This window comes from Hymenobacter persicinus, assembly GCF_004167665.1.
Taxonomy (GTDB): Bacteria; Bacteroidota; Bacteroidia; order Cytophagales; family Hymenobacteraceae; genus Hymenobacter; species Hymenobacter persicinus.
The window spans coordinates 1-23,036 of the sequence record NZ_SEWE01000048.1 but is presented as its reverse complement, the minus strand read 5'-3'; the positions used below and the strand labels follow the sequence as shown (position 1 = coordinate 23,036).

The 23,036-nt window shown below is 62.8% G+C and carries 16 protein-coding genes and 4 tRNA genes; 11 read left to right on the top strand and 9 right to left on the bottom strand.

Annotated features, from left to right (window positions below):
• Positions 1-8 precede the first annotated feature (8 nt).
• From EWM57_RS17580 to EWM57_RS17540, 9 genes are all read left to right on the top strand, one after another.
• Positions 9-1,535 carry a tagaturonate reductase gene (locus tag EWM57_RS17580; RefSeq protein ID WP_129922462.1) on the top strand — a complete coding sequence of 509 codons (1,527 nt, stop codon included), beginning with the start codon at positions 9-11 and terminating at the stop codon, positions 1,533-1,535.
• Positions 1,532-3,184 (top strand): UxaA family hydrolase, encoded by a 1,653-nt coding sequence (locus EWM57_RS17575; RefSeq protein WP_129922461.1) that lies wholly within the window; start codon positions 1,532-1,534, stop codon positions 3,182-3,184. Before EWM57_RS17580 ends, EWM57_RS17575 begins: the two co-directional genes overlap by 4 nt.
• A gap of 130 nt (positions 3,185-3,314) precedes the next feature.
• Positions 3,315-4,757: a glucuronate isomerase gene (uxaC, locus tag EWM57_RS17570; RefSeq protein WP_129922460.1), complete on the top strand. Its 1,443-nt coding sequence runs from the start codon at positions 3,315-3,317 to the stop codon at positions 4,755-4,757.
• A gap of 29 nt (positions 4,758-4,786) precedes the next feature.
• The gene (locus EWM57_RS17565) at positions 4,787-5,794 is read left to right on the top strand and encodes a sugar kinase (RefSeq protein ID WP_129922459.1); all 1,008 of its coding nucleotides are present in this window, start codon (positions 4,787-4,789) and stop codon (positions 5,792-5,794) included.
• Between the two features lie 99 nt (positions 5,795-5,893).
• The gene (locus EWM57_RS17560) at positions 5,894-6,550 is read left to right on the top strand and encodes a beta/alpha barrel domain-containing protein (RefSeq protein ID WP_129922458.1); all 657 of its coding nucleotides are present in this window, start codon (positions 5,894-5,896) and stop codon (positions 6,548-6,550) included.
• Positions 6,551-6,614: 64 nt separating this feature from the next.
• Positions 6,615-7,979 (top strand): MFS transporter, encoded by a 1,365-nt coding sequence (locus EWM57_RS17555; protein WP_129922457.1) that lies wholly within the window; start codon positions 6,615-6,617, stop codon positions 7,977-7,979.
• A gap of 121 nt (positions 7,980-8,100) precedes the next feature.
• Entirely contained in the window at positions 8,101-8,571 is a 471-nt protein-coding gene (locus EWM57_RS17550; protein WP_129922456.1) for a nuclear transport factor 2 family protein, read from the top strand.
• A gap of 100 nt (positions 8,572-8,671) precedes the next feature.
• Positions 8,672-9,688 (top strand): class 1 fructose-bisphosphatase, encoded by a 1,017-nt coding sequence (gene fbp / locus EWM57_RS17545; RefSeq protein WP_129922455.1) that lies wholly within the window; start codon positions 8,672-8,674, stop codon positions 9,686-9,688.
• A 123-nt stretch (positions 9,689-9,811) separates the two neighbouring features.
• Positions 9,812-11,350, top strand: coding sequence for an aldehyde dehydrogenase family protein (locus tag EWM57_RS17540; protein WP_129922454.1), 1,539 nt, complete (start codon positions 9,812-9,814; stop codon positions 11,348-11,350).
• Between the two features lie 88 nt (positions 11,351-11,438).
• Here EWM57_RS17540 and EWM57_RS17535 read toward each other — a convergent pair whose 3' ends face one another.
• A complete protein-coding gene (locus tag EWM57_RS17535) occupies positions 11,439-12,371 on the bottom strand; it encodes a D-2-hydroxyacid dehydrogenase (RefSeq protein WP_129922453.1) in 933 nt (310 codons plus the stop codon).
• Between the two features lie 210 nt (positions 12,372-12,581).
• Here EWM57_RS17535 and EWM57_RS17530 point away from each other — a divergent pair, with 210 nt between their 5' ends.
• The gene (locus EWM57_RS17530) at positions 12,582-15,431 is read left to right on the top strand and encodes a bifunctional transaldolase/phosoglucose isomerase (RefSeq protein WP_165370563.1); all 2,850 of its coding nucleotides are present in this window, start codon (positions 12,582-12,584) and stop codon (positions 15,429-15,431) included.
• A 119-nt stretch (positions 15,432-15,550) separates the two neighbouring features.
• On the opposite strand, the gene EWM57_RS17525 is transcribed toward EWM57_RS17530, so the two are convergent.
• The 4 genes from EWM57_RS17525 to EWM57_RS17510 form a co-directional block, all read right to left on the bottom strand.
• Positions 15,551-18,097 (bottom strand): alpha-amylase family glycosyl hydrolase, encoded by a 2,547-nt coding sequence (locus EWM57_RS17525; protein ID WP_165370562.1) that lies wholly within the window; start codon positions 18,095-18,097, stop codon positions 15,551-15,553.
• A 172-nt stretch (positions 18,098-18,269) separates the two neighbouring features.
• On the bottom strand, positions 18,270-18,656 hold the full coding sequence (locus EWM57_RS17520) for a DUF3037 domain-containing protein (protein WP_129922450.1): 387 nt from the start codon (positions 18,654-18,656) through the stop codon (positions 18,270-18,272).
• A complete protein-coding gene (locus tag EWM57_RS17515; RefSeq protein ID WP_129922449.1) occupies positions 18,634-19,431 on the bottom strand; it encodes a HipA family kinase in 798 nt (265 codons plus the stop codon). Before EWM57_RS17515 ends, EWM57_RS17520 begins: the two co-directional genes overlap by 23 nt.
• Positions 19,432-19,509: 78 nt before the next feature.
• Positions 19,510-20,862, bottom strand: a complete 1,353-nt coding sequence (locus EWM57_RS17510) for a leucine-rich repeat-containing protein kinase family protein (RefSeq protein ID WP_129922448.1) — start codon at positions 20,860-20,862, stop codon at positions 19,510-19,512.
• A 193-nt stretch (positions 20,863-21,055) separates the two neighbouring features.
• Here EWM57_RS17510 and EWM57_RS17505 point away from each other — a divergent pair, with 193 nt between their 5' ends.
• Complete coding sequence (locus EWM57_RS17505; RefSeq protein WP_129922447.1) at positions 21,056-21,523, top strand: hypothetical protein; 468 nt, start codon at positions 21,056-21,058, stop codon at positions 21,521-21,523.
• A gap of 79 nt (positions 21,524-21,602) precedes the next feature.
• On the opposite strand, the gene EWM57_RS17500 is transcribed toward EWM57_RS17505, so the two are convergent.
• The 4 genes from EWM57_RS17500 to EWM57_RS17485 all read right to left on the bottom strand — a co-directional run bounded on the left by EWM57_RS17500 (position 21,603) and on the right by EWM57_RS17485 (position 22,880).
• Positions 21,603-21,674 (bottom strand) — tRNA-Glu (locus EWM57_RS17500).
• A 330-nt stretch (positions 21,675-22,004) separates the two neighbouring features.
• Positions 22,005-22,076 (bottom strand) — tRNA-Glu (locus tag EWM57_RS17495).
• 330 nt (positions 22,077-22,406) lie between these two features.
• Positions 22,407-22,478 (bottom strand) — tRNA-Glu (locus EWM57_RS17490).
• Positions 22,479-22,808: 330 nt separating this feature from the next.
• A tRNA-Glu gene (locus tag EWM57_RS17485) sits at positions 22,809-22,880 on the bottom strand.
• Positions 22,881-23,036: the final 156 nt, after the last annotated feature.

Sequence of the window (23,036 nt, the reverse complement as noted above, 5' to 3'; positions counted from 1 at the left end):
CCAAGACCATGAGTCAGTTATCGAAAAACCTGGGCGCCTCACTGACTGCCCCAACGGTGGAACTGCCGTCGGCGGCGCTGCTGAACCTGCCCGAGAAAGTGTTGCAGTTCGGCACCGGCGTCCTGCTGCGCGGCCTGCCCGACTACCTCATCGACAAAGCCAACCGCCAGGGCATCTTCAACGGCCGCATCGTGGTGGTGAAGTCCACCGACGGCGGCGACATTGACGCCTTCGAGCGCCAGGATAACCTCTACACGCTTTGTATTCGTGGGGTGGAAGATGGCCAGACCATCGAGGAAAACGTGGTCTGCTCGGCCATCAGCCGGGTCTTGTCGGCCAAAAGCCAGTGGGCCGAGGTGCTCCAGTGCGCCGCCAACCCCGACCTGCAAGTCGTTGTTTCCAACACCACCGAGGTCGGCATCCAGCTCGTGCCCGACGAGATTCTGCGCAAGTCGGCCCCGACCTCGTTTCCCGGCAAGCTGCTGGCCTTCCTCTACGCCCGCTTCCAGGCCTTTAACGGCGACAAAAGCAAGGGCCTGATTATCGTGCCCACCGAGCTCATTGCCGACAACGGCACCAAGCTCGAGGGCATTCTGCTCGAGCTGGCCCACCGCAACGGCCTCGACGGGGAGTTTCTCGACTGGCTCGAATCGGCCAACACCTGCTGCAACTCCCTGGTGGACCGCATCGTGCCGGGCCGCCCCGACGTGGCCACGCTCGGCAGCCTGAGCGAGCAGCTCGGCTACGAAGACGAACTGCTGACCATGTCGGAAGCGTACTGCCTGTGGGCCATCGAGGGCGACGCGCGGGTGAAGGACATTCTCGCCTTTGAGCAGGCCGACAAGGGCGTTATCATCCAGCCCGACATCAACCAGTTCCGGGAGCTGAAGCTGCGCCTGCTCAACGGCACCCACACGCTCAGCTGCGGGCTGGCCTACCTGGCCGGCTTCAACACCGTGCGCGAAGCCATGGACGACGAGGTGCTGGCCGCCTACATTCACAACCTGATGCTGGCCGATATTCTGCCCGGCATCCCGTTCGCCGTGGATGAGAAAATCGGGCAGCGCTTCGGCCTGCAGGTGCTGGACCGGTTCCGCAACCCCTACGTGGAGCACCGCTGGCTGTCCATCACGCTCAACTACACCATGAAGATGCAGATGCGCAACGTGGCCACGCTGCTGCATAGCTACAAGCGCCTGGGCGTGGTGCCGCACTACATGGCCCTGGGCTTTGCCGCCTACCTGCTGTTTATGCGGGGCGTGCAGGAGCAGGAGGGTACATGGTACGGCGAGGCCCACGGCCAGCTCTACCCGATTCAGGACGACAAGGCCGCCTACTTCGCCGACCTCTGGGCCCGCCTGAACCCCGCCGAGCTGACCACCGCCGCCCTGCAAAACCAGAGCCTGTGGGGCCACGACCTGAGCCAGCTGCCCGGCTTTGCCAAGCGCGTGAGCGAGTACCTGGCGCAGATGCTCGATCAGGGCGTATTTGCCACGGTAGCGGCCCAACTCAACAAGAAAGTTCTTGCCAAATGAAGCATTTAGTAGCCAAGATTCACCCCGCCGACAACGTGCTGGTGGCCCTGCAGGATTTGCCCGCCGGCACCCCCGTCACCCACGACGGCGTGACGGTGACCACCACCGAGAAGATTCCCGCCAAGCACAAGCTGGCTTTGCAGGCCCTGCAGCCCGGCGACCAGGTGCACATGTACGGCGTGCTCGTGGGTAAAGCCAAGTCCGCCATCGGCGTGGGCGGCCTGCTCACCACGGCCAACATGCAGCACGCCACCGATTCCTACGAAACCACGCAGCACCGCGCCGCCTGGACCCCGCCACCCGTGGAGAAGTGGCAGGAGCGCACCTTCCTGGGCTTCCACCGCGCCGACGGCCGCGTGGGCACGGCCAACTACTGGCTCGTGATTCCGCTGGTGTTCTGCGAAAACCGCAACATCCAGGTGCTCGAGGAAGCCTTGGTCAATGACTTGGGCTACGCCCGCCGCAAGTCGTACCAGCCCCAGACCCAGGAGCTGATTTCGCTCATGCAGGCGGGCAAGTCGGTGGAGGAAATCCTGGCTACCGACCTGCACAGCGCCGAAAACGGCCAGCACAGCAAGCCCAAGCTGTTTCCGAACGTGGACGGCATCCGCTTCCTGAGCCACGAGGGCGGCTGCGGCGGTATCCGCCAGGATGCCCAGTCGCTCTGCGGCCTGCTGGCCGGCTACATCACTCACCCCAACGTGGCCGGGGCCACCGTGCTCAGCCTGGGCTGCCAGAACGCCCAGGTGAGCATGCTCCAGGACGAAATCAACAAGCGCAGCCCCCACTTCGACAAGCCGCTCTACATCCTGGAGCAGCAGAAAATCGGGACCGAGGAAGCCTTGGTCAGCACGGCCCTGCGCCAGACCTTTGCCGGCCTGATGCTGGCCAACCAGAACGTGCGCCGGCCCGCCCCGCTCAGCAAGCTCACCATCGGCCTGGAGTGCGGCGGCTCCGACGGCTTCTCGGGCATCTCGGCCAACCCCGCCCTGGGGCACGTGTCGGACCTGCTCGTGGCCCTCGGCGGCTCGGTGATTCTGGCCGAGTTTCCCGAGCTCTGCGGCGTGGAGCAGGAACTGATTGACCGTTCCGTGGACTCCGAGACGGCCCAGCGTTTTTCCAGCTTGATGAAGGCCTACGGGGACTCGGCCATTGCCGTCGGCTCGGGCTTCGACATGAACCCCTCGCCAGGCAACATCCGGGACGGCCTGATTACCGACGCCATGAAGTCGGCTGGGGCGGCCCGCAAGGGCGGTTCCTCGCCCGTGGTAGCCGTGCTCGACTACCCCGAGCTGGTGACCAAGCCCGGCCTGAACCTGCTCTGCACCCCCGGCAACGACGTGGAATCGACCACGGCCGAAGTAGGGTCGGGGGCCAACATCGTGCTCTTCACCACCGGCCTGGGCACGCCCACCGGCAACCCGATTGCGCCCGTGGTCAAGATTTCGAGCAACACGGCCCTGGCCCAGCGCATGCCCGACATCATCGACCTGAACACCGGCTCGGTCATCGACGGCGAGGAAACCATCGAGCAGGCCGGGGAGCGGATTCTGGATTACGTCATCCGCGCCGCCAGCGGGGAAGAGGTGGCCGCCGTCCGCCACGGCCAGACCGACTTTATTCCCTGGAAACGCGGCGTGTCGCTGTAGGGGCGGGGCGGCCACCGGAAACGTTTCCGTGAATAAATCCGCCGCCCCGCCTCCCGCACCCCGCCCGGGCCGATACCTTTACCCACCCACCTTGCCACTCCGGCACTCACTCGCTTTCATTGCCACTGCTATGAAAAAGCCCTTTTTGAACGAAGATTTCCTGCTCCAGACCGAGACGGCCCGGCAGCTCTACCACGAGTTTGCCAAGTCGATGCCCATCATCGACTACCACAACCACCTGCTGCCCGACCAGATTGCCCAGGACAAGCAGTTCGACAACCTGACCCAGATCTGGCTCTACGGCGACCATTACAAGTGGCGGGCCATGCGGGCCCACGGCGTGCCCGAACGCTATATCACCGGCGACGCCTCCGACTGGGAGAAGTTCGAGAAGTGGGCCGAGACGGTGCCCTTCACGGTCCGCAATCCGCTCTACCACTGGACCCACCTGGAGCTGCAGCGCTACTTCGACGTGCACGAACTGCTCAATAAGGACAGCGCCCGCCGCATCTACGACGAGTGCTCGGCCAAGCTGCGCACGCCCGAGTACTCGGTGCGCAACCTGCTGCGCAAGATGAACGTGGAAACGCTCTGCACCACCGACGACCCGGCTGATTCGCTCGAACACCACCAAGCCATTGCCGCCGACCCGTTCGGCGTGCGGGTGCTGCCTACGTTCCGGCCCGACAAGGCCATGGCCGTGGAAGACGTGGCCGCCTACAACGCCTACCTCGACAAGCTGGCCGCCGCCGCCGGCCTCGACATTCAGACCTACGACGACCTGCTCGCGGCCCTGCAAAGCCGCCACGACTTCTTCCACGAGCTGGGCAGCCGCCTGTCGGACCACGGTTTGGAGCGCCTGTACGCCGCCGAGTTTACGCCCGAGCAGGTGGCCGCCGCCTTTTTGAAAGTACGCGGGGGCAAAGCCCTGAACCAGGCCGATTCGGAAGCCTTCAAGTCCAGCATCCTGCTCGACCTGGCCCGCATGGACCACGCCCGCGGCTGGACCCAGCAGTTTCACCTCGGGGCGTTGCGCAACAACAACTCCCGCATGCTGCGCGAGCTGGGCCCCGACACCGGCTGGGACTCCATCGGCGACTTCGCCCAGGGACGGCGCCTGTCCACCTTCCTCGACCGCCTCGACGGCGAGAATAAGCTGGCCAAGACCATCCTCTACAACCTCAATCCCGGCGACAATGAGCTGATGGCCACCATGGTCGGCAACTTCAACGACGGCTCGGTGGCGGGCAAGGTGCAGTTTGGCTCCGGCTGGTGGTTCCTGGATCAGAAGGACGGCATGGAAAAGCAGATCAACGCGCTGTCCAACATGGGGCTGCTGAGCCAGTTCGTGGGCATGCTCACCGACTCGCGCAGCTTCCTCTCGTACCCGCGCCACGAGTACTTCCGCCGCGTGCTCTGCAACCTGCTGGGCACCGACGTGGAAAACGGCGAGCTGCCCGACGACATGGCCCTGCTCGGCCTCATCGTGCAGAACATCTGCTACGGCAACGCCAAAAAGTACTTCGGCTTCGGCGCCGTGCCCAAAGCCGTGGCCCAGCCGGAGCTGGCGTAATCCCAAATCAAGCGCCCAAGACCCAAAAAATGAAGCAAGTCGTCACGTTCGGGGAAATCATGATGCGGCTTTCGCCCCCGCTGAACTACCGCTTTGCCCAGGCCGCCACGCTGGAAGTCAACTACGGCGGCGGCGACGCCAACGTGGCCGCCGCCCTGGCCGGCCTCGGCGTGCCCGCCGCCCACGTCACCTGTTTTCCCGACAACGACCTGGGCCGGGCCGCCGCCTCCCAGTTTCGCCGCTTCGGCGTCGATATGGACCACTGCGTGTACCAGGGGCAGCGCCTGGGCCTCTACTTCCTCGAAGTGGGCGCCTCGCTGCGGGCCAGCAAGGTGGTGTACGACCGCGCCGACTCGGCCTTTGCCAACCTCAACCCGGACTCGTTTGACTGGGAGGAAATCCTGAAAGACGCCCAGTGGCTGCACTGGACCGGTATCACACCCGCTATTTCGGCCAGCGCCGCCCAGGCTACCGCCGACGCCATTCGCGCGGCCCGCAAGCTCGGCATCACTGTGTCGGCCGACGTGAACTACCGCCGCAACCTGTGGCAGTATGGGCAAACGGCCCAGAGCGTGATGCCCGCGCTGGTAGCCGGCTGCGACGTGGCCGTGTGCTCCGAAAACGACGCCGACGACTTGTTCGGCATTCAGGCCGCGGCCGGGGCCGACAACAAGTTTGCTTCCATGGCCGAGCAGCTCATGGCCCGCTTCCCGCAGATCAAGCAGGTGGTTTCGACCAAGCGCAAAACCCAGAGCGCCTCCCACGAGCGAATCAAGGGCATGCTCTTCGACGGCACCTACTCCGAAACGCCCTACTACGACATCACCCCTGTGGTGGACCGCATCGGCGGCGGCGACGCCTTTCTGAGCGGCTTCATCTACGGCTCGTTGCACTACGCCACCACCCAGGAGGCCCTGACTTTCGCCGTGGTGGCCTCGGCCCTCAAGCACACCATCCCCGGCGACGTGAACCTGATTACGCCCGCCGAAGTCGAGCACATCATGCAGGGCAACACCACCGGCCGCCTCGTGCGCTAGTTGGGTTTTGGTTGTTTGTTTTTGGTTTTTGGTCGAGACACTAAAACCGAAGTCAGAACGACAGCCAAAAGCCAAAAACCACCCACCAAAAACCAAGAAATGTCCCGATTTACTTCCGCTCAGGCTTTCGATACCGTGCTGCGCCACCCCGTGGTACCGGTGTTCTACCACGCCGACGCGGCCTACGCCCAGCGCATTCTGCGGGCCTGCTACGCGGCCGGCCTGCGGGTGTTTGAGTTTACCAACCGCGGCGAGAATGCCTTCGACGTCTTTATCACCCTCGTCGAGTTCGTGAAAACGGAGTGCCCCGACATGCTGCTGGGCATCGGCACGATTTACACGGCCGAGGACGCCGAGCGGTTTATTGCCGCCGGCGCCGACTTCGTGGTCCAGCCCTGCCTGACGACCGAGGTGGCCGACGTCTGCCATCAGCACGGCATTCCCTGGCTGCCCGGCACGATGACCGTTTCCGAAGTGTACCAGGCCACCCGCCTGGGCGCGGCCATCGTCAAGATCTTCCCCGGCAACGTGGTGGGCCCGGGCTTCGTGAAAAGCCTGCGCGGGCCCATGCCCACCGTGCCGCTGATGGTCACGGGCGGGGTAGAGCCCACCGAGGACAGCCTGCGCGAGTGGTTCGGGGCCGGCGTCGACGTGGTCGGCATGGGTTCCCAGCTCTTCAAGAATGCCGACGACATTCCAGCCCTCACCACCCAGATTGCCGGCCTGCTGGCCTTCGTGGGTACGCTGAAAAAGTAACGCTTCGAGTACCGGCCCGCGCCCATTGGCCCGGCCGTAATTCCGCCCTTTGATTTGCCTTCCCATGATTCAAACTCCCGCCGCCGCCCCGCCGCCCGCCGCCACGGTCAATGCCACCATCGGCAAGTACCGCTGGACCATCTGCGGCCTGGTGTTCTTTGCCACCACGATTAACTACCTCGACCGGGCCGTTATTTCCCTGCTCAAGCCCTACTTGGAGGCCGAGTTCAAGTGGAATTCCGGCGACTACGCCAACATCGAGCTGGCCTTCAAGGTGGCCTACGCGGTGGGCATGATGGGCGTGGGCCGCATCATCGACCGGCTGGGCACTAAGATGGGCTACGCCCTGTCCACGCTGCTGTGGAGCCTGGCGGCCATGGGCCACGCGCTGGTCAGCAGCACGCTGGGCTTCAGCGTGGCCCGGGGCTTTCTGGGCGTATTTGAGGCCGGCAACTTCCCGGCGGCCATCAAAACCACGGCCGAGTGGTTTCCGCAGAAGGAGCGGGCCCTGGCCACGGGCATCTTCAACTCCGGCTCCAACGTGGGCGCCATTGCCGCCCCGCTGGCCGTGCCGCTGATTGCCGAAACCATCGGCTGGAAGTGGGCTTTCATCATCACCGGGGCCCTGGGTTTCGTGTGGCTGCTGCTGTGGTTTATCTACTACGAAGTGCCCGCCCGCCACGCCAAGCTCACCAAGGCCGAGTTCGACTACATCCACACCGACGTGGACGATATGGCCGCCGTGGCCGTGGAAAACGAGTCCAAGATTTCCTGGGGTCAATTGCTGAAGGTGCGCCAGACCTACGCCTTTATCTTCGGCAAGTTCCTGACCGACCCGATCTGGTGGTTTTACCTGTTCTGGCTGCCCGACTTTTTGAACAAACAGTACGGCCTGAAAGGCACCGAAGTCTCGTTGCCGGTGGCTATTGTCTACATCCTGTCGAGCATCGGCAGCATCGGCGGCGGCTGGCTGCCCATGGGCCTGATCAAGCGCGGCATGCCCGCCTTCCAGGCCCGCAAAACGGCCATGCTCCTCATTGCCTTCTGCGTGCTGCCCATCGTGGCCGTACAGTACCTGGGCCGCATCGACATGTGGCTGGCGGTGCTCGTTATCGGCATTGCCGCCGCGGCCCACCAGGCCTGGAGCGCCAACATCTTCTCCACGGCTTCCGACATGTTCCCCAAGCGCGCCGTGGCCTCGGTGACGGGCCTGGGCGGCATGGCCGGCGGGCTGGGCGGCATCCTGCTCACGGCGTTGGTGCAGAAACGCATGTTCGTCTACTACGAAAGCATCGGCCAGCTCGACCACGCCTACTTTATCATGTTCCTGATCTGCGGCGGGGCTTACCTCACCGCTTGGCTCTTGATGCAATTCTTCGCGCCCCGCATGAAGATGGTCAACTTCGACGCCGACGGCAAAGCCTATTAATAACTGGTTTTTGGTGGGTGGTTTTTGGTTTATGGTCGCAACGTGTCGCCCTTACTCTTGCGGGCGAGTCTAGCTGCCAAAAACCAACAACTATAAACTAAAAACTAAAAACGAATAACCAATGAAAAAACTGCCCTTCCTGCTGGTGTTGCTGCTGGCCTTGCCCGTGCTCACGTTTGCCCAATCCAAGAAAAACCTGGCCGCCGTAAAGGAAGTGGAAGCCCTGGAGCGGCAGCGCTTCGCCGCCCAGGTCAGCAAGGACTACGCCTACCTCGACAAGGTGTTTGCCGACGACTTGATTTACACCCACTCCAACGGCAAGCAAAACAACAAGACCGAGTACGTGCAGTCCATCAAGGACGGCAAGAGCGTCTACGACAAGATTGACGTGGAGGCCCTGAACGTGCGCGTGTATGCGGGGGAGAAAACGGCCGTTGTCAACGGCACCATCACCATTTACCAGCCCAACAAGCCCGACGGCTCGCCCAACGTGGCCCACCTCAAATACGTGGTGGTGCAGGTCAAAGACCCGAAGAAAGGCTGGCAGGTCGTACTTTGGCAGTCCCAGAAGCAGCCCGAAGCCAAAAGCTAAGCCCCCGGTTTCGTGCAAAAAGGCCCGGTTTCTCTCCTCTTTTCGGGGGTGAGCCGGGCTTGTAGTACCGTTCCTTTCCGTATCCCTCTCTCGTTGCCTTATGCTTACTCCCCACGAAAACACGCTGGCCCTGCCCGTCGGCACCACCCTCGACCGGTTTATCATGCGCAAGCAGGAAGACTTTCCCTACGCCACCGGGGAGCTCAGCCAGCTGCTGCGCGACATTGCCCTGGCCGCCAAAATCGTGAACCGCGAGGTGAACCGCGCGGGCCTGACCACCATCATCGGCAGCATGGGCCAGGAAAACGTGCAGGGCGAGCAGCAGCAGAAGCTCGACGTGGAAGCCAACATCCGCTTTATCCGGGCCCTGACCAACGGGCAGGAGGCCTGCGCCGTGCTCAGCGAGGAAGAAGATGATATCATCCACACCGGCAACTGCCAGGGCCGCTACGTGGTGGCCATCGACCCGCTCGACGGCTCCTCCAACATCGACGTGAACGTGAGCATCGGCACCATCTTCAGCATCTACCGCCGCGTGACGCCGGTAGGAGTTGAGGCCACGCGCGAAGACTTCCTGCAGGGTGGCCGCGCCCAGGTGGCCGCCGGCTACATTCTCTACGGCTCCAGCACTATGATGGTGTACTCGACCGGCGCGGGCGTGGTGGGCTTCACCTATGAAAACTCCCTCGGCGAGTTCTTCCTGTCCCACCCCAGCATCAGCATTCCGCGGGCCGGTCAGGTGTTCAGCTGCAACGAAGGCTACTGGTTCGACTACCCCGAGTACGTGCGGGAATACCTCACCCAGTGCAAGCGCGACCAGTTCAGCGGCCGCTACGTGGGCTCCTTGGTGGCCGACTACCACCGCAACCTGCTCAAGGGCGGCATTTACCTGTATCCGCCTACCAAAAAGGCGCCCGACGGCAAGCTGCGCCTGCTCTACGAAGGCTTCCCGCTGGCTTTCCTCATCGAGCAGGCCGGGGGGCAGGCCTACGCCGGTACCACGCCCGTGCTCGACATTGTGCCCACCGACTTTCACCAGCGCAGCCCGTTGTTCATCGGCTCGGCCGACCAGGTGGAAAGCCTGCTCAGCTACGCCGCCGAAACCGCCTCGGCGTAAGCATGAACGACTGGAGAGACGCGTATTCGCGCCTCGTCGTCCGCTCCCCAAACCTAATCCACACTAACCTACTTTTAGGAGCACCCCAATCAGTCACCGACCCCGCTGCTCCTTTCTTTCGCCATGCCCAAAATCATTTCGCCCCAGGTTGAGTTCGGCTCCCTGCTGAATCAGATGAAGTCTATTACCCCGGAGGTATTCACCGCCGACGGAAAGTTTCTGAACCTGCTGGAAGGCCGCTGGCAGGAGCCGGGCAAGCCCCGCGAGTTCACCTCGCCCATCGACGGCAGCCAGCTCGGCGCCCTGCCCATGCTCGACCACGACACGGCCCTGCGCGCCGTGCGCTTTGCCAAGAGCGAAGCTGCCGCCTGGGCCGCCACTGACCTCGACGAGCGCAAAGCCAAAGTCCAGGACTGCCTCAACCAGCTGCGCGAACATGTGGAGCTGATTGGCAAGCTGGTGATGTGGGAAATCGGCAAAACCTACAAGCTCGGCTTCACCGACATTGACCGCTGCATCGACGGCGCCCAGTGGTACGTCGACAACATCGAGGGCATGCTGGGCAAGCGTACCCCGCTGGGCTTGGTGAGCAACATTGCCTCCTGGAACTACCCGTTTTCGGTGCTCCTGCACGCCGTGCTGGTGCAGGTGCTCTGCGGCAACTCGGTCATTGCCAAGACGCCCACCGACGGCGGCTTCATTTCCCTGAGTTTGTCCTTCGCCATTGCCCGCCGCTGCGGCCTGCCCGTTACGCTCGTGAGCGGCTCGGGCGGGGAGCTGAGCGATGTGCTGGTGAAGAACGACGCCGTCGACTGCCTGTCCTTCGTGGGTGGGCGCTACAACGGCCGCAACATTGCCGATGCGCTGGCTTCCCAACACAAGCGCTACATGCTCGAAATGGAAGGCGTGAACACCTACGGCATCTGGGACTACTCCGACTGGGACGGCCTGGCCGACCAACTCAAGAAGGGCTACGACTACGGCAAGCAGCGCTGCACGGCCTACGTGCGCTTCGTGGTGGAGCGCCGCCTGTTCCCGCAGTTCGTCGAAACCTACTGGAATACCATCAAGAGCCTGAAAGTAGGCAACCCCACGCTGGTGGATAACCCGGACGACAAGCTGCCCGAGCTGGCGTTTGGCCCGGTCATCAACAAGGCCCAGGCCGAAGACCTTGACCGCCTCTACGCCGACGCGCTGAAAACCGGGGCCACGCCCATCTACGAAGGCAAGCTCGACGACAGCCTCTTTTTGCCCGGCCAGGACCGCTCGGCCTACCGCGCCCCGCGGGCCCTGGTGAACCTGCCCCGCCAGAGCGAGCTGTACTTCAAGGAGCCCTTCGGCCCCATCGACTCCATCGTGCTGGTCGACCGGGTCGAGGAGCTGGTGGGCGAGATGAACATCTCCAACGGCGCCCTGGTCTCGGCCGTGGCCTCCGACGACGTGAAGTGGGCCGAGCGTACGGCCAAGGAAGTGCGCGCCTTTAAAGTCGGTGTCAACAAGCTCCGCTCCCGCGGCGACCGGGAAGAAGTGTTCGGCGGCCTGGGCGAGTCCTGGAAAGGTGCGTTCGTGGGCGGTGCCCTGCTGGTGGAAGCCGTGACGGAAGGCGAGAAAGTCGTGCTCGGCAACTTCGAAGACGCCTTGCTGCTGCCCGAGAAAATCTAAAGACTGATTATGTTGAAAAGGCCCGACTGTTCTAGCAGTCGGGCCTTTTTATTTTGCGTCCTACGGGATGTCGCCAAGTCATAAGAATTTAATAGCCCCGACTCAGTTCCACCAGATTTTCCAGCTTTTCCCCGGCCTGAAACCGGCGCAGGTTGGCTAAAAACAGATCCACTTTGCCCGCGTCCTCGTCGGGCTGGCCGCCGCCGGTGTGCTGGGTCAGAATCACGTTGGACATGGTCCAGAGCGGGTTGTCGGGGGGCAAAGGCTCCTGGGCGGTTACGTCGAGCACGGCGCCGCCAAGCTGTCCGCTTTGCAAAGCCCGGATCAGAGCTGGCTCGTCGGTGGTGTTGCCCCGCCCGATGCTGGCGTACACGCTGCCGGGGCGCATGGCGGCCACCAGGTCGGCCGAGAAAAAGCCCGGCACCGTGCCCGGCAGGCAGTTAATGACCAACTCCGCCTCGGGCAGCGCCGCTTGCAGCTCTTCGGGCGTGTGCAGCGTGGCCTCGGGGTGGGTGCGGGCCAGCAGCTGCACCTGGCAGCTAAAGCCGCTGAGTTGCTCGCGCACGGCCAGCCCGATGGCACCCGCGCCCAGAATAATAACCTTTTTGCCGCGCAGCAGCTGGAGCCGGGGCCGGATGGGGGCACCCACCCATTCGCGGCGGCTTTGCAGCACGGCCAACTCGTGAATGTGTCGGTACAACCCCAGAATGCCCGCCACAATGGTTTCGGCGCACGGCCAGGCGAAATAGTCGCCCACGTTGGCCACTGGGAAAGCGGGGCGCAGGGCGGCGTACCGCTCAAAGCCGGCCGAGTCGAGCTGCCAGAAGTGCAGGGCGGGGGCCGGATCGGTGAGCCAGGCCGGGGGCGGGTTGCCCAGCAGCAGGTCGGCGGCCTGCAGGGCGGCGCGCTGCTCGGCGGCGGGCAGCTCGTTGGCTACCACGGCCTCCAGGCCGGCGGGCAGCTGTTGGCGCAGGTAGGCGCGGCCAGCGGAGTTGAGGTCGGTATAGACAAAAAGCTTCATGCGAAAAACGAAAACAATAGCAAAACGATAGAGCTGCAGGCCGGAGCCGTCGGGCTGACTTACGCAAAGCCCCGGCCCCGGATGCCTCGGTGTACGGTTTTTACCCCGGCTTGGGGTGGGAGCTCGGGGCCAGCGGCGAAAATTGTCCGCCGGATGTTAGGCCCCAACGTTTCTTTCCTGAACTTTGGACTTTCCCCAAAGCTGACGCTTATGAACCCACTTGTTGCCATCCGCGACTTCGACCAAAGCCTGTGGCTCGACTTTATCAGCCGCCCCATCCTCATCGACGGTAAGCTCCAGCGCCGCATCACCGACGAAGCCCTGCGCGGGGTGACTTCGAATCCGGCCATCTTCGCTAAAGCCATCGGCGACAGCACCGACTACGATTCGGCCATCAAGGCCCTGGCCCTGCAGGGTAAAACTACCGACGAAATCTACACCAGCCTGGCCGTAGCCGACGTGCAGGCCGCCTGCGACCTGTTTCGCCCGCTCTACGACGGCCCCGGCCACGGCTCCGACGGCTACGTGAGCCTGGAAGTGTCGCCCGAGCTGGTCAACGACACCGAGGGGACCATTGCCGAAGGCTTGGCCCTGTGGAAAGCCGTGAACCGCCCCAACGTGATGATTAAGGTGCCGGCCACGCTCGAAGGTCTGCCCGCCATCCGCCGCCTCATTGCCGAGGGCGTGAACGTGAACGTGACCCTGATTTTTGGCCTGGAGCGCTACCAGCGCGTGGCCGAAGCCTTTATCCAGGGCCTCGAAGACCGCGCCGCCGCCGGCCTGCCCCTGGCCCGCATCGACTCGGTAGCCAGCTTCTTTCTCTCCCGCATCGACGTGCTGCTCGACCCGCTGCTGGAGAAAATTGCTGCCGAAGGCGGTGAGAAAGGCGAGCTGGCCCAAAGCCTGGTGGGCGAAGTGGCCCTGGCCAGCGCCAAGCAAGCCTATCAGCTCTACAAGCAGATTTTTGCCGGCCCCCGCTGGGAAGCATTAAAGGCTAAAGGTGCCGAAACTCAGCGTCTGCTCTGGGCCAGCACCGGCAACAAGAACCCCAAGTACGACAACCTGCGCTACGTCGACGGCCTCATTGGCCCGCACACCGTGAACACCGTGCCCGTGGAAACCCTGGACCTGTTCCGCACCCACGGCAAGGTGGCCGTCACGCTCGAAGACAACCTCGACCACGCCCGGCAGGTGCTGGCCCGCCTGCCCGAGCTGGGCATCGACCTGGCCGAGCACACCCAGTTTCTGGAAGACGACGGCGCCACCAAGTTCAAGGAGCCCTTCGCCAAGCTGATGCAGTCCATTGAGCAGAAGCGCGCCCTGGCCTCGGAAGCCACCGTGGCCGAGCAAACCCTGCAGTTGGGCCAGTACCAGGCCGCCGTCGACGCCAAAGTGCAGGAGCTCAGCGCCAAGAATTTTACGGCCGGTTTCTGGGACAAGAAAGCCGACCTCTGGGTGCAGGATGAGGCCGGGCAGCAGAGCATCCGCGCCTTTATGGGCTGGCTGCGCGTGGCCGAAACGATGGTGGGCGCCGTGCCCGAAATCGAGCAGTTCGTGCACGAGGTCAACGCCGCGGGCTTCAAGCACGTGGTGGTGATGGGTATGGGCGGCAGCACCATGGCGCCCATCGTGTTCAAGTCCTCGTTCCCGATGGGCCCCAACGGCCTGCCCATGTCGGTGCTCGACACCACTGACCCCGGCACCGTGCGCCAGATTGAGGAGTCCGTGCCGCTGGCCGATACGCTGTTTATCGTGGCCAGCAAGTCGGGCACGACGGCCGAGCCGCTGGCCTTCGGCGACTATTTCTACGACCGGCTCAAGCAGATCAAAGGCGACAAGGCCGGCGAGAACTTCGTGGCCATTACCGACCCGGGCTCCAAGTTCGTGACGGCGGCTACCGAGCAGGGTTACCGCCGCATCTTCCTCAACTTTGCCGAGGTGGGCGGCCGGTTCTCGGCGCTGTCGTATTTCGGCCTGGTGCCGGCGGCGTTGTACGGTCTCAATATCGGCGAAATCCTGGAGCGGGCTGTGCGCATGATGCGCGCCAGCGGGGCTTACGGCAGCGTGGAGCACAACCCCGGCCTGGAGCTGGGCGTGGCCCTGGGCGTGCTGGCCCAGCAGGGCCGCGACAAGCTCACGCTCATCGTGCCCGACTCCCTGAGTGATTTGGGCCTGTGGCTCGAGCAGCTCATTGCCGAAAGCACCGGCAAGGAAGGTAAGGGGATTCTGCCCATTGCCGGTGAGCCCGCCCACGAGCCCCAGTTCTACGGCGCGGACCGCGTATTTGTGTACGTAGGTTACAAGACCGACGCCGACGTGGACAACCGCACCAAGCTGCTAGCCCTGGAAGCCGCCGGCCACCCCATCATCCGCATCCTGATGGACGAGCCGCTGGACCTGGGCGCCGAGTTTTTCCGCTGGGAAGTCGCTACGGCCGTGGCCAGCGCCATGCTCGAAATCAACCCCTTCGACCAGCCCAACGTGCAGGCCGCCAAAACTGCTACCGACAGCCTGATGAAGGTGGTGCAGGAGAAAGGCAGCCTACCCGAGGGGGAAGCGCCGAAAGTGCGGGAAAACGGCGTGGCCTATTACACCGCCGTGACCGGGAAAGACGCGGCGGAAGTGGTACACAACTTCTTCGCCCAGGCCCGCCCCGGCGACTTTCTCAACATCCAGGCTTACCTGACCGAGTCGGAGGCCCTGAACGAGAGCCTGCTCCAGCTGCGCACTCAGGTGCAGGAGCAGCTCCACCTGGCCACAACTTCCGGCTACGGCCCGCGCTTCCTGCATTCCACCGGCCAGTACCACAAAGGCGGCCCCGACAAGGGCTTGTTCGTGCAGTTCACCCAAGACCACGCCGCGGGCGTCGACCTAGCCCTGCCCGGCCGCTCGTACTCGTTTGGTACGTTTAAAAACGCCCAGGCCGCCGGCGACCTGCAGGCCCTGCACGACTACAGCCGCCGCACCCTGCGCATTCATCTCGGCCCCGACGCCGAGCAGGGCCTGCGCACCGTGCTGGCTGCCCTGCAAGCCCAGCCCCTGACGGCCAGCCAGGCGTAAGTCAGAAACGCGGCAATCTTGCCAACTAAAAAAAGCCGGAGCAGCTGCTCCGGCTTTTTTCGTTTTTACGGTTACGAAGTATCGTCTGCCCGGGCTGCCGGAGCCGCCCGGTTTGGTGCTTAATGCGCCACTACCAGGCGGTGAACCGAGGTGCTTTTGCCGGCCTGCACCTGCACGAAATACGTGCCGTTGGCCCAGGCGCTGGTGTTCAGCGTGAGCGTCCGGCCCGGCATAGCCGCCGAGTGCAGCAGGCGGCCGGTCAGATCGTACACCTTGATTTGGGCCGCCGTGGGCAAGGCTTTGGTCAGCTCCAGGCGCACCTGCGTGGTGGCCGGGTTGGGGTACAGGTTCAGGGCTAACGCCTGGGCGGCAGCGGCGGCCGTGGGCTGAGCGGGCTTGAGGTGAAGCACCCAGGTCTGGTTGGCATCCAAAGTGCCAAGCGTCGGCGTCCAGTTGCTGAAGCCGCCCTGGGCGTTGAGCGTTACCTGCCCCGCGGGCTGGCCCGAGTACAGATCCGTGACCTGGTAGCTGCCGGCCGGCAACGACGACACGGCCAAAGAAACGGCCGCGCTGGAAGCCGCGCTGCTGCCCAGGTTGGCCACTACCACCACGCCTTCCTGCTCATACACGCGGGCGTAGCTGAGCAGGCTGGTCGTGGGCGCCGTGACGGGCAGCAGGTAGCCCCGGCGCAGTACGGGCTGGGCTAGGCGCAGGCTGATGAGCTTTTTGTAGTGAGCCAGCAGGGAAGTGGGGTCGGCCTGCATGGTGGCCACGTTATACTGAGCGAAGTTGGAGTTGACCGTCCGCCAGGGCCGCACGGTGCTGAAGCCGGCATAGAAACTGTCGTTCCATTGCATGGGCTTGCGTTTCTCCTCGTCGACGCCGGTACCGAGCATGCCGATTTCCTCGCCATAGTACAGGAAGGGCACCCCGGGCATGGTCAGATACAGCGCGGCGGCCTGCTTCATGCGGGGCATATTGCCGCCCAGCACGCTCATCACCCGGTTCTGGTCGTGGTTGGTGAGGAAAGTGCCGTACTGGAGCTTGGGGTAGGTGTTGTCAACCAGGGCCAGCTGGGTGCGCAGGGCCGTGGCATTGCCCGACACAACGCTGCTGGTAATAGCCGTGGCCAAATCAAACTCGAAGCAGGCATCCAGCCGGTCATTGACCACATAGGAAGCCACTGCGGCCGTATTGGTCCAGGCCTCGCCCACGGTGAAGGCGTTGGGGTTCACGGCCCGCACCGAGTCGTGGAATTCCTCCAGCACGCCCAGCGTCTCGGGCGTATTCTCGATGGCCTGGCCGGTTTCGACCAGAAACTTCACCGCGTCCAGCCGGTAGCCGTCGATGCCTTTTTTCAGCCAGAAGCGCGTGGCATCCCACATGGCGGCCTTCATCTGGGGGTTGCGCCAGTTCAGGTCGGGCATTTCGCTCCAGAAATAGCCGTAGTAGTAGCTGCCGTTGCGCAAATACCAGCCTGCCCCGGGGCTGGTCGGCGACCAGCGGTACCAGTCGCGGAAGCTGCTGCTGGCCCCGCTGGCCGACTGCTGAAACCACGGGTGCTGGCTGGAAGTGTGGTTCAGCACTAGGTCGATAATAACCTTGATGCCGCGGGCGTGGGCAGCAGCCCGAAACGTTTCGAAGTCGGCCATCGAGCCGTAGTCGGGCTCGGTGGCTTTGTAGTTGGTCACGTCGTAGCCGTGGTAGCTCGGCGACTCCATCATGGGCATCAGCCACAGGGCCGTCACGCCCAGGTCGGTGGTGGTGGCGGGGTTGCCGTCGTTGAGGTAGTCGAGCTTGGCGGTCAGGCCGGCGAAGTCACCCTGCCCGTCGGCGTTAGTATCGTAGAAGCTGCGCACAAACACCTCGTAGAATACTGCGTCGTTCCACCAGTGGGTGGCGTAGGCCGTAGGCGAGGGGCCGCAGGCGTCGCAGGTGGCGAAGCAGACCGTGGGCACGGTGGTCAGGGCGGCGGTAGCGTCCAAAATCCGCGTTACGTTGCCGGTGCCGTCGTTGAAGCCGCAGGCCGCGGGTACGGTTTCGGCGGCCGTCAGCACGTTGCCGTTCACGTACTTGTACTGAAAGCGGCCGTTAGCCGGCAGCGTCACCCGCGCGTCGTAGATACCGTCGCCGTTGTTGTCGGTGAGCAGAATGCTGGTCGGGTCCCAGTTGGCGCCGTAGCCGGCCAGGGCCTGGAAGTTGCCCACCACGTGCACCCCGCTGCGGGGCACGGTGCGCCCGCGCATGTTCACCGAGAATACCACCTGGGGCAGGCAGCCGCCGAAGCTGACGGCGGGCAGGCGCCGGTCGGTGGCGCCCAGGATTATCTGCCGGTTCACGTTGCCGCCGCCGTCGGCCAGGCCGCAGTCGGCGGGTACCAACTCAGCACTGGGCCAGGTGGTGCCGTTCACAAACTTATACAGGTAAGTGCCCGCGGGCACATTCACGGTCAGCTCGAAAATCCGGTCGTTGTCGGGGTCGAGCAGCTCGGTGGTGGCCGGGTTCCAGTCGCCGGCGTAGCCGGCGGCGGCCTGAAAGTTACCCGCCACGTGTACGCCGCCGGCCGCCACGGTCTGCTGGCTCATGTCGACGCGGAAAGTAAGCTGGGTGGCAAAGCCGGACGCTCCGCCGGTGAGCAGGAGCAAGAGCAGGAAAAGGTGCTTCATCAGGTGGGGTGGGGGTGGCGCGTTTATGTTGCGTAATATTTTTCCTAAAGGTAGGGCGGATAGGGCAGACATTTTTGGAAAATAAGGTGCCGAAAAAGCCCCACAGTCAGCTGGTTGGCTAGCTGAACAGTGGGGCTTGCGGAATTTGCTGAGCCTGGGATAGGGCCACAGGTTACAGCACCAGCTGGGCGTGCAGGCGGGTCAGGGTTTCGGCCGCGTCGGTGCAGCGGCCCGGGTGCACGGGTGAGGTCTGCACGATGGTGCTGCGCGTGGCCGTGAGCCAGCGGAAGCGCGAGGCCAGCGGAAACTGCCCGATGGTGCCGCCTTCCTTGCGGCCCCGGCAGATTTGCTCAAACGCCCGCAGGCGGGCCGTGATGTCGGCTAGGTCTAGCTCGGGCCCGGCCAGGGCGCGCAGGCGGGCTTCGGGCAGGGTGAAGCGGGTTTGCAGAAAGCCCTGGGCCGCGCAGTACAGAATCACGCCCACGTTGAGGAACTCCTCCCGCTCCACGCGCGGCACCACGCGCAGCACGGCGTACTCAAATAAGTGCTTGTCGGGCATGTTGGGCTTCCTGAACAAAGGTTTCTGATGCGGCCAGGCGGTTGAGCAAAAACTGCACGTACCGCTCGCGCTGCTCCGGGGCCGACGTGTCGGAGCCCGGCTCCTCCAGCCACTCATCGGGCACCAACGCCACGATGGCGCGGACTCGCTCCGGGGTAAGGCGGGTCCGGCCCTCGGCGTCCGCGGCTTCCAGCTCACTGGCCCGGGGCAGCAGCACGTGGTCTTTGATCTGCACGAATGGGCGGCGGGCCGGCTCTTCCCAGCCCGGACCGGCGTGGTGCACGTACAGGGCCGCGCCGTGGTCAATCAGCCAAAGCTCCTTGTGCCACATCAGCAGGTTGGTGTTGCGGGCGGTGCGGTCCACGTTCAGCGTCAGGCTGTCGAGCCACACCACGAGCGAGGCCAGGTGGGGCTCCACGGTCGTGACCAGGGCATCGAAGGTGATGGCGCCGGAGAGGTAGTGCAAGGCCAGGTTACGGCCGGTGCTGGCCCGCAGCAAATCCTGGATTTCTTCGTCAGGCTCGGTGCGGCCGAAGGCTTCGTCGAGCTCACAAAACACGAGCTCCGGCACCCGCAGACCGAGGGCGCGGGCCAGTTCGCCCACAATCAGCTCGGCCACGAGGGCCTTGATGCCCTGGCCCGCGCCCCGAAACTTGAGCACGTACAAAAAGCCGTCGTCGGCTTCCACCAGGGCCGGCAAGGAGCCGCCTTCCCGCAGCGGGGTCACGTAGCGCGTCACCTCCACGGTGCGCAACTCAAGGGGGGCAGCAGGCATAATCAGGCGCAAAAATCAGAGGTAAGACTGCAAAGGACCGACAATTACGGCAAATTGGCCGTTGCTGATGCCGGCGGGCTACAATGAGTTGTCCTCAAGGCGTGCCTGCTGCTCGACCTTTAGCAGCTCTTCGTGAATTGCTACAAACAGCGGCCTGTTGTTGGTTGCGGGCTGAGTGCACTGCTGCTGAAGCTTGTGCAGCGCCTGTAAGGTCGTCGATGGGGCTGCGTTGCAGCGCGCCAACAGCTCCTCCAGCAGGCAGCCAAACGCCCGGACTTCGAGTTGCTGCAGGGCGTGGGCAGTCGGCAGGTCGGCGGTATTAAAAAAGCTAGCGGCACCAAAGTCGCCGAGCAGGCAGGCGCCGCCAGGCGTGGTCAGGATGTTGTGGGCGTACAGGTCGCCGTGCAGAATGCCGCGGGCGTGCAGGTGGGCCGCCGTGGCTGCCATCCCGCGGGCAATGCGCAGGACTACGGCTAGAGTGAATACCGTGGCGGGCGCATATTCGTCGCGGGTGCAGGAGGCAAAGCTAGGCGGCCCGGCCAGGGTAGCAAAAGCCGGGTCGATGAGCTCCAGTACCAGCCCCTGAGCGCCGGGCGGGTGCTTCCCAAGTCGACCCCGGACCCCAATCAAGTGGGGGTAGTTTCCGGCGCTGATGCAGGCTGCCATTTCGCTGCGCGGCAATCCGTCACTGGTCAGGGCCCCTTTAAAAAGTTTCACGGCTATGTCCGTCGGCGCGGCCCCGGTCGGCGGCTGCCAGCGGGCCCGGAAAATGACGCCCGAAGCGCCTTCGCCCAACTGCTGCTCCACCGTCAGCTCATTCCAGTCGATGGAGTTCAGCGGGTGCCGGGCCACGGCTGCCGCTTCCAGTGGGTCGCAGAATGGATTGCCGGCGTAAGCCAGCCAGGTAAGGCGGGGTAGTGAGAGCAGCCACACGGGGAGTTCCGTCAACTCATTGGCCGCAATGCGTAACAGCTCCAGGCGGGTGCAGCCGGCCAGCGCGGCCGGCAGCTCCCGCAGGCGGTTGCCGGCCAGCATCAGTTTTTGCAAATGGTGGCAGCGTCCGATTTCGGCTGGTACAGCTTCCAGCGTATTATCGGTCAGAATTAGCCAGCGTAGAGCCGGGGGCAAGGCCGCGGCGGGTATCGTCCGGATCTGGTTGGCTTTGAAGCCAATCATGGTGAGGGCCGGACATTGCCCGAGCACTGCTGGCAGGGTCGTAAACCGGTTGTTGGAGCAGAACAGAATACGCAGCTTACGGAGTCGGCCAAAATCGGCGGGTAGCGAGGTAAGCGCATTGCCTGAAAGGTTCAGCACTTCCAGCGTATCGGCCAGCGTAAAAATCTCGCGGGGAAATTCTGTCAGACCGGCGGCCAGATCGAGCCGGGTGGTCCCGTCCAGCTGCCCGGAACGGAGTTGTTCAAGCGTGTGCATGAGGCAAAGGTCGCTCAGGCGGCGCAGATCCTCGTCCAACCACAGAAAAACAGCTCGGCAGTGGCCCAAGTAAAGCCTTCATGGTGCGGCCGAATTTTGAAATGCAAGTCACAATCCCGGCCTAGACGCGGCCCAATAAGGCATTCAGCGCTTTGTCCGTATCTTGGACCAGATATTTCACCCCAATATTCATATGGATACTGATGCAGTTGAGCCGGCTCAGCCCGGCCTGCAAACCCGCCCTGCCTTGCCGGAGCCGGTGGGGCTTGACCCAAACGACACCCTGCCCAAGGCCGGAAAGCGGGAGCGGCTGAGTGAGACGCTCGTGCACACGGCCGCCTCCACGGCCACCAAATTGCTGCCCCTACTCGAACTGCTGGAGCGAATCCGGCCCCACATGGAAAACGACTCGGTGTTCACCTCCCGCCGCGACAAGCTAAACGCCCAGATGGCGCTGGCTTACGCCCAACTCAAAGCCGACAAGCCCAAGCACGAAGCCCTGGTCGAAGCCTTTCGCCTGCTGGGCGAATTTGTACTCGAGGAATCCCGGGAAGTCAGCAAGGACGAGGTCAAGGAGTCGGCTAAGCGCTTCGTGCTGGCCACGCTCAAACATGCACCCGGCCTGATCAACGCCGCCCACCAGGCCCGGCTGCTGTCGTAGGCTTAGCTGGCCCGGAAAAGCAAAAAGCCCGTTTCCGGGGAGGAAGCGGGCTTTGTTGAGTCGCAAAACGCGGGGGTAGTAGTCCGTAGGGGAATCGAACCCCTGTTGGTAGAATGAAAATCTACTGTCCTAACCCCTAGACGAACGGACCAGATAATAAACCGGTGGCGTTTTGGTGCTGCAAAGGTAATAACGTTGCGGTGCAACGCAATACCTGCGGCAAACTTCTGCGTAAATTTTTGTGAAGCTGCTCTAAGACTTCCGTGAAGCAAGCTCGGCTCACGCAGCTATTGCCAAAAAATTAGCCTAGAAGGCAAAGGAGTTTTATGGCTGTCCTAACAAATGCTATTCAGAAAACGCGTACTGCGTGAGTTTTATGAACTCATTCGTCATCGGCAAAAGGGACGCTAATAAAATACAAACAAAAAGCCCGCTTCCGGGGAGGAAGCGGGCTTTGTTGAGTCGCAAAACGCGGGGGTAGTAGTCCGTAGGGGAATCGAACCCCTGTTGGTAGAATGAAAATCTACTGTCCTAACCCCTAGACGAACGGACCAGATAATAAACCGGTGGCGTTTTGGTGCTGCAAAGGTAATAACGTTGCGGTGCAACGCAATACCTGCGGCAAACTTCTGCGTAAATTTTTGTGAAGCTGCTCTAAGACTTCCGTGAAGCAAGCTCGGCTCACGCAGCTATTGCCAAAAAATTAGCCTAGAAGGCAAAGGAGTTTTATGGCTGTCCTAACAAATGCTATTCAGAAAACGCGTACTGCGTGAGTTTTATGAACTCATTCGTCATCGGCAAAAGGGACGCTAATAAAATACAAACAAAAAGCCCGCTTCCGGGGAGGAAGCGGGCTTTGTTGAGTCGCAAAACGCGGGGGTAGTAGTCCGTAGGGGAATCGAACCCCTGTTGGTAGAATGAAAATCTACTGTCCTAACCCCTAGACGAACGGACCAGATAATAAACCGGTGGCGTTTTGGTGCTGCAAAGGTAATAACGTTGCGGTGCAACGCAATACCTGCGGCAAACTTCTGCGTAAATTTTTGTGAAGCTGCTCTAAGACTTCCGTGAAGCAAGCTCGGCTCACGCAGCTATTGCCAAAAAATTAGCCTAGAAGGCAAAGGAGTTTTATGGCTGTCCTAACAAATGCTATTCAGAAAACGCGTACTGCGTGAGTTTTATGAACTCATTCGTCATCGGCAAAAGGGACGCTAATAAAATACAAACAAAAAGCCCGCTTCCGGGGAGGAAGCGGGCTTTGTTGAGTCGCAAAACGCGGGGGTAGTAGTCCGTAGGGGAATCGAACCCCTGTTGGTAGAATGAAAATCTACTGTCCTAACCCCTAGACGAACGGACCAGATAATAAACCGGTGGCGTTTTGGTGCTGCAAAGGTAATAACGTTGCGGTGCAACGCAATACCTGCGGCAAACTTCTGCGTAAATTTTTGTGAAGCTGCTCTAAGACTTCCGTGAAGCAAGCTCGGCTCACGCAGCTATTGCCAAAAAATTAGCC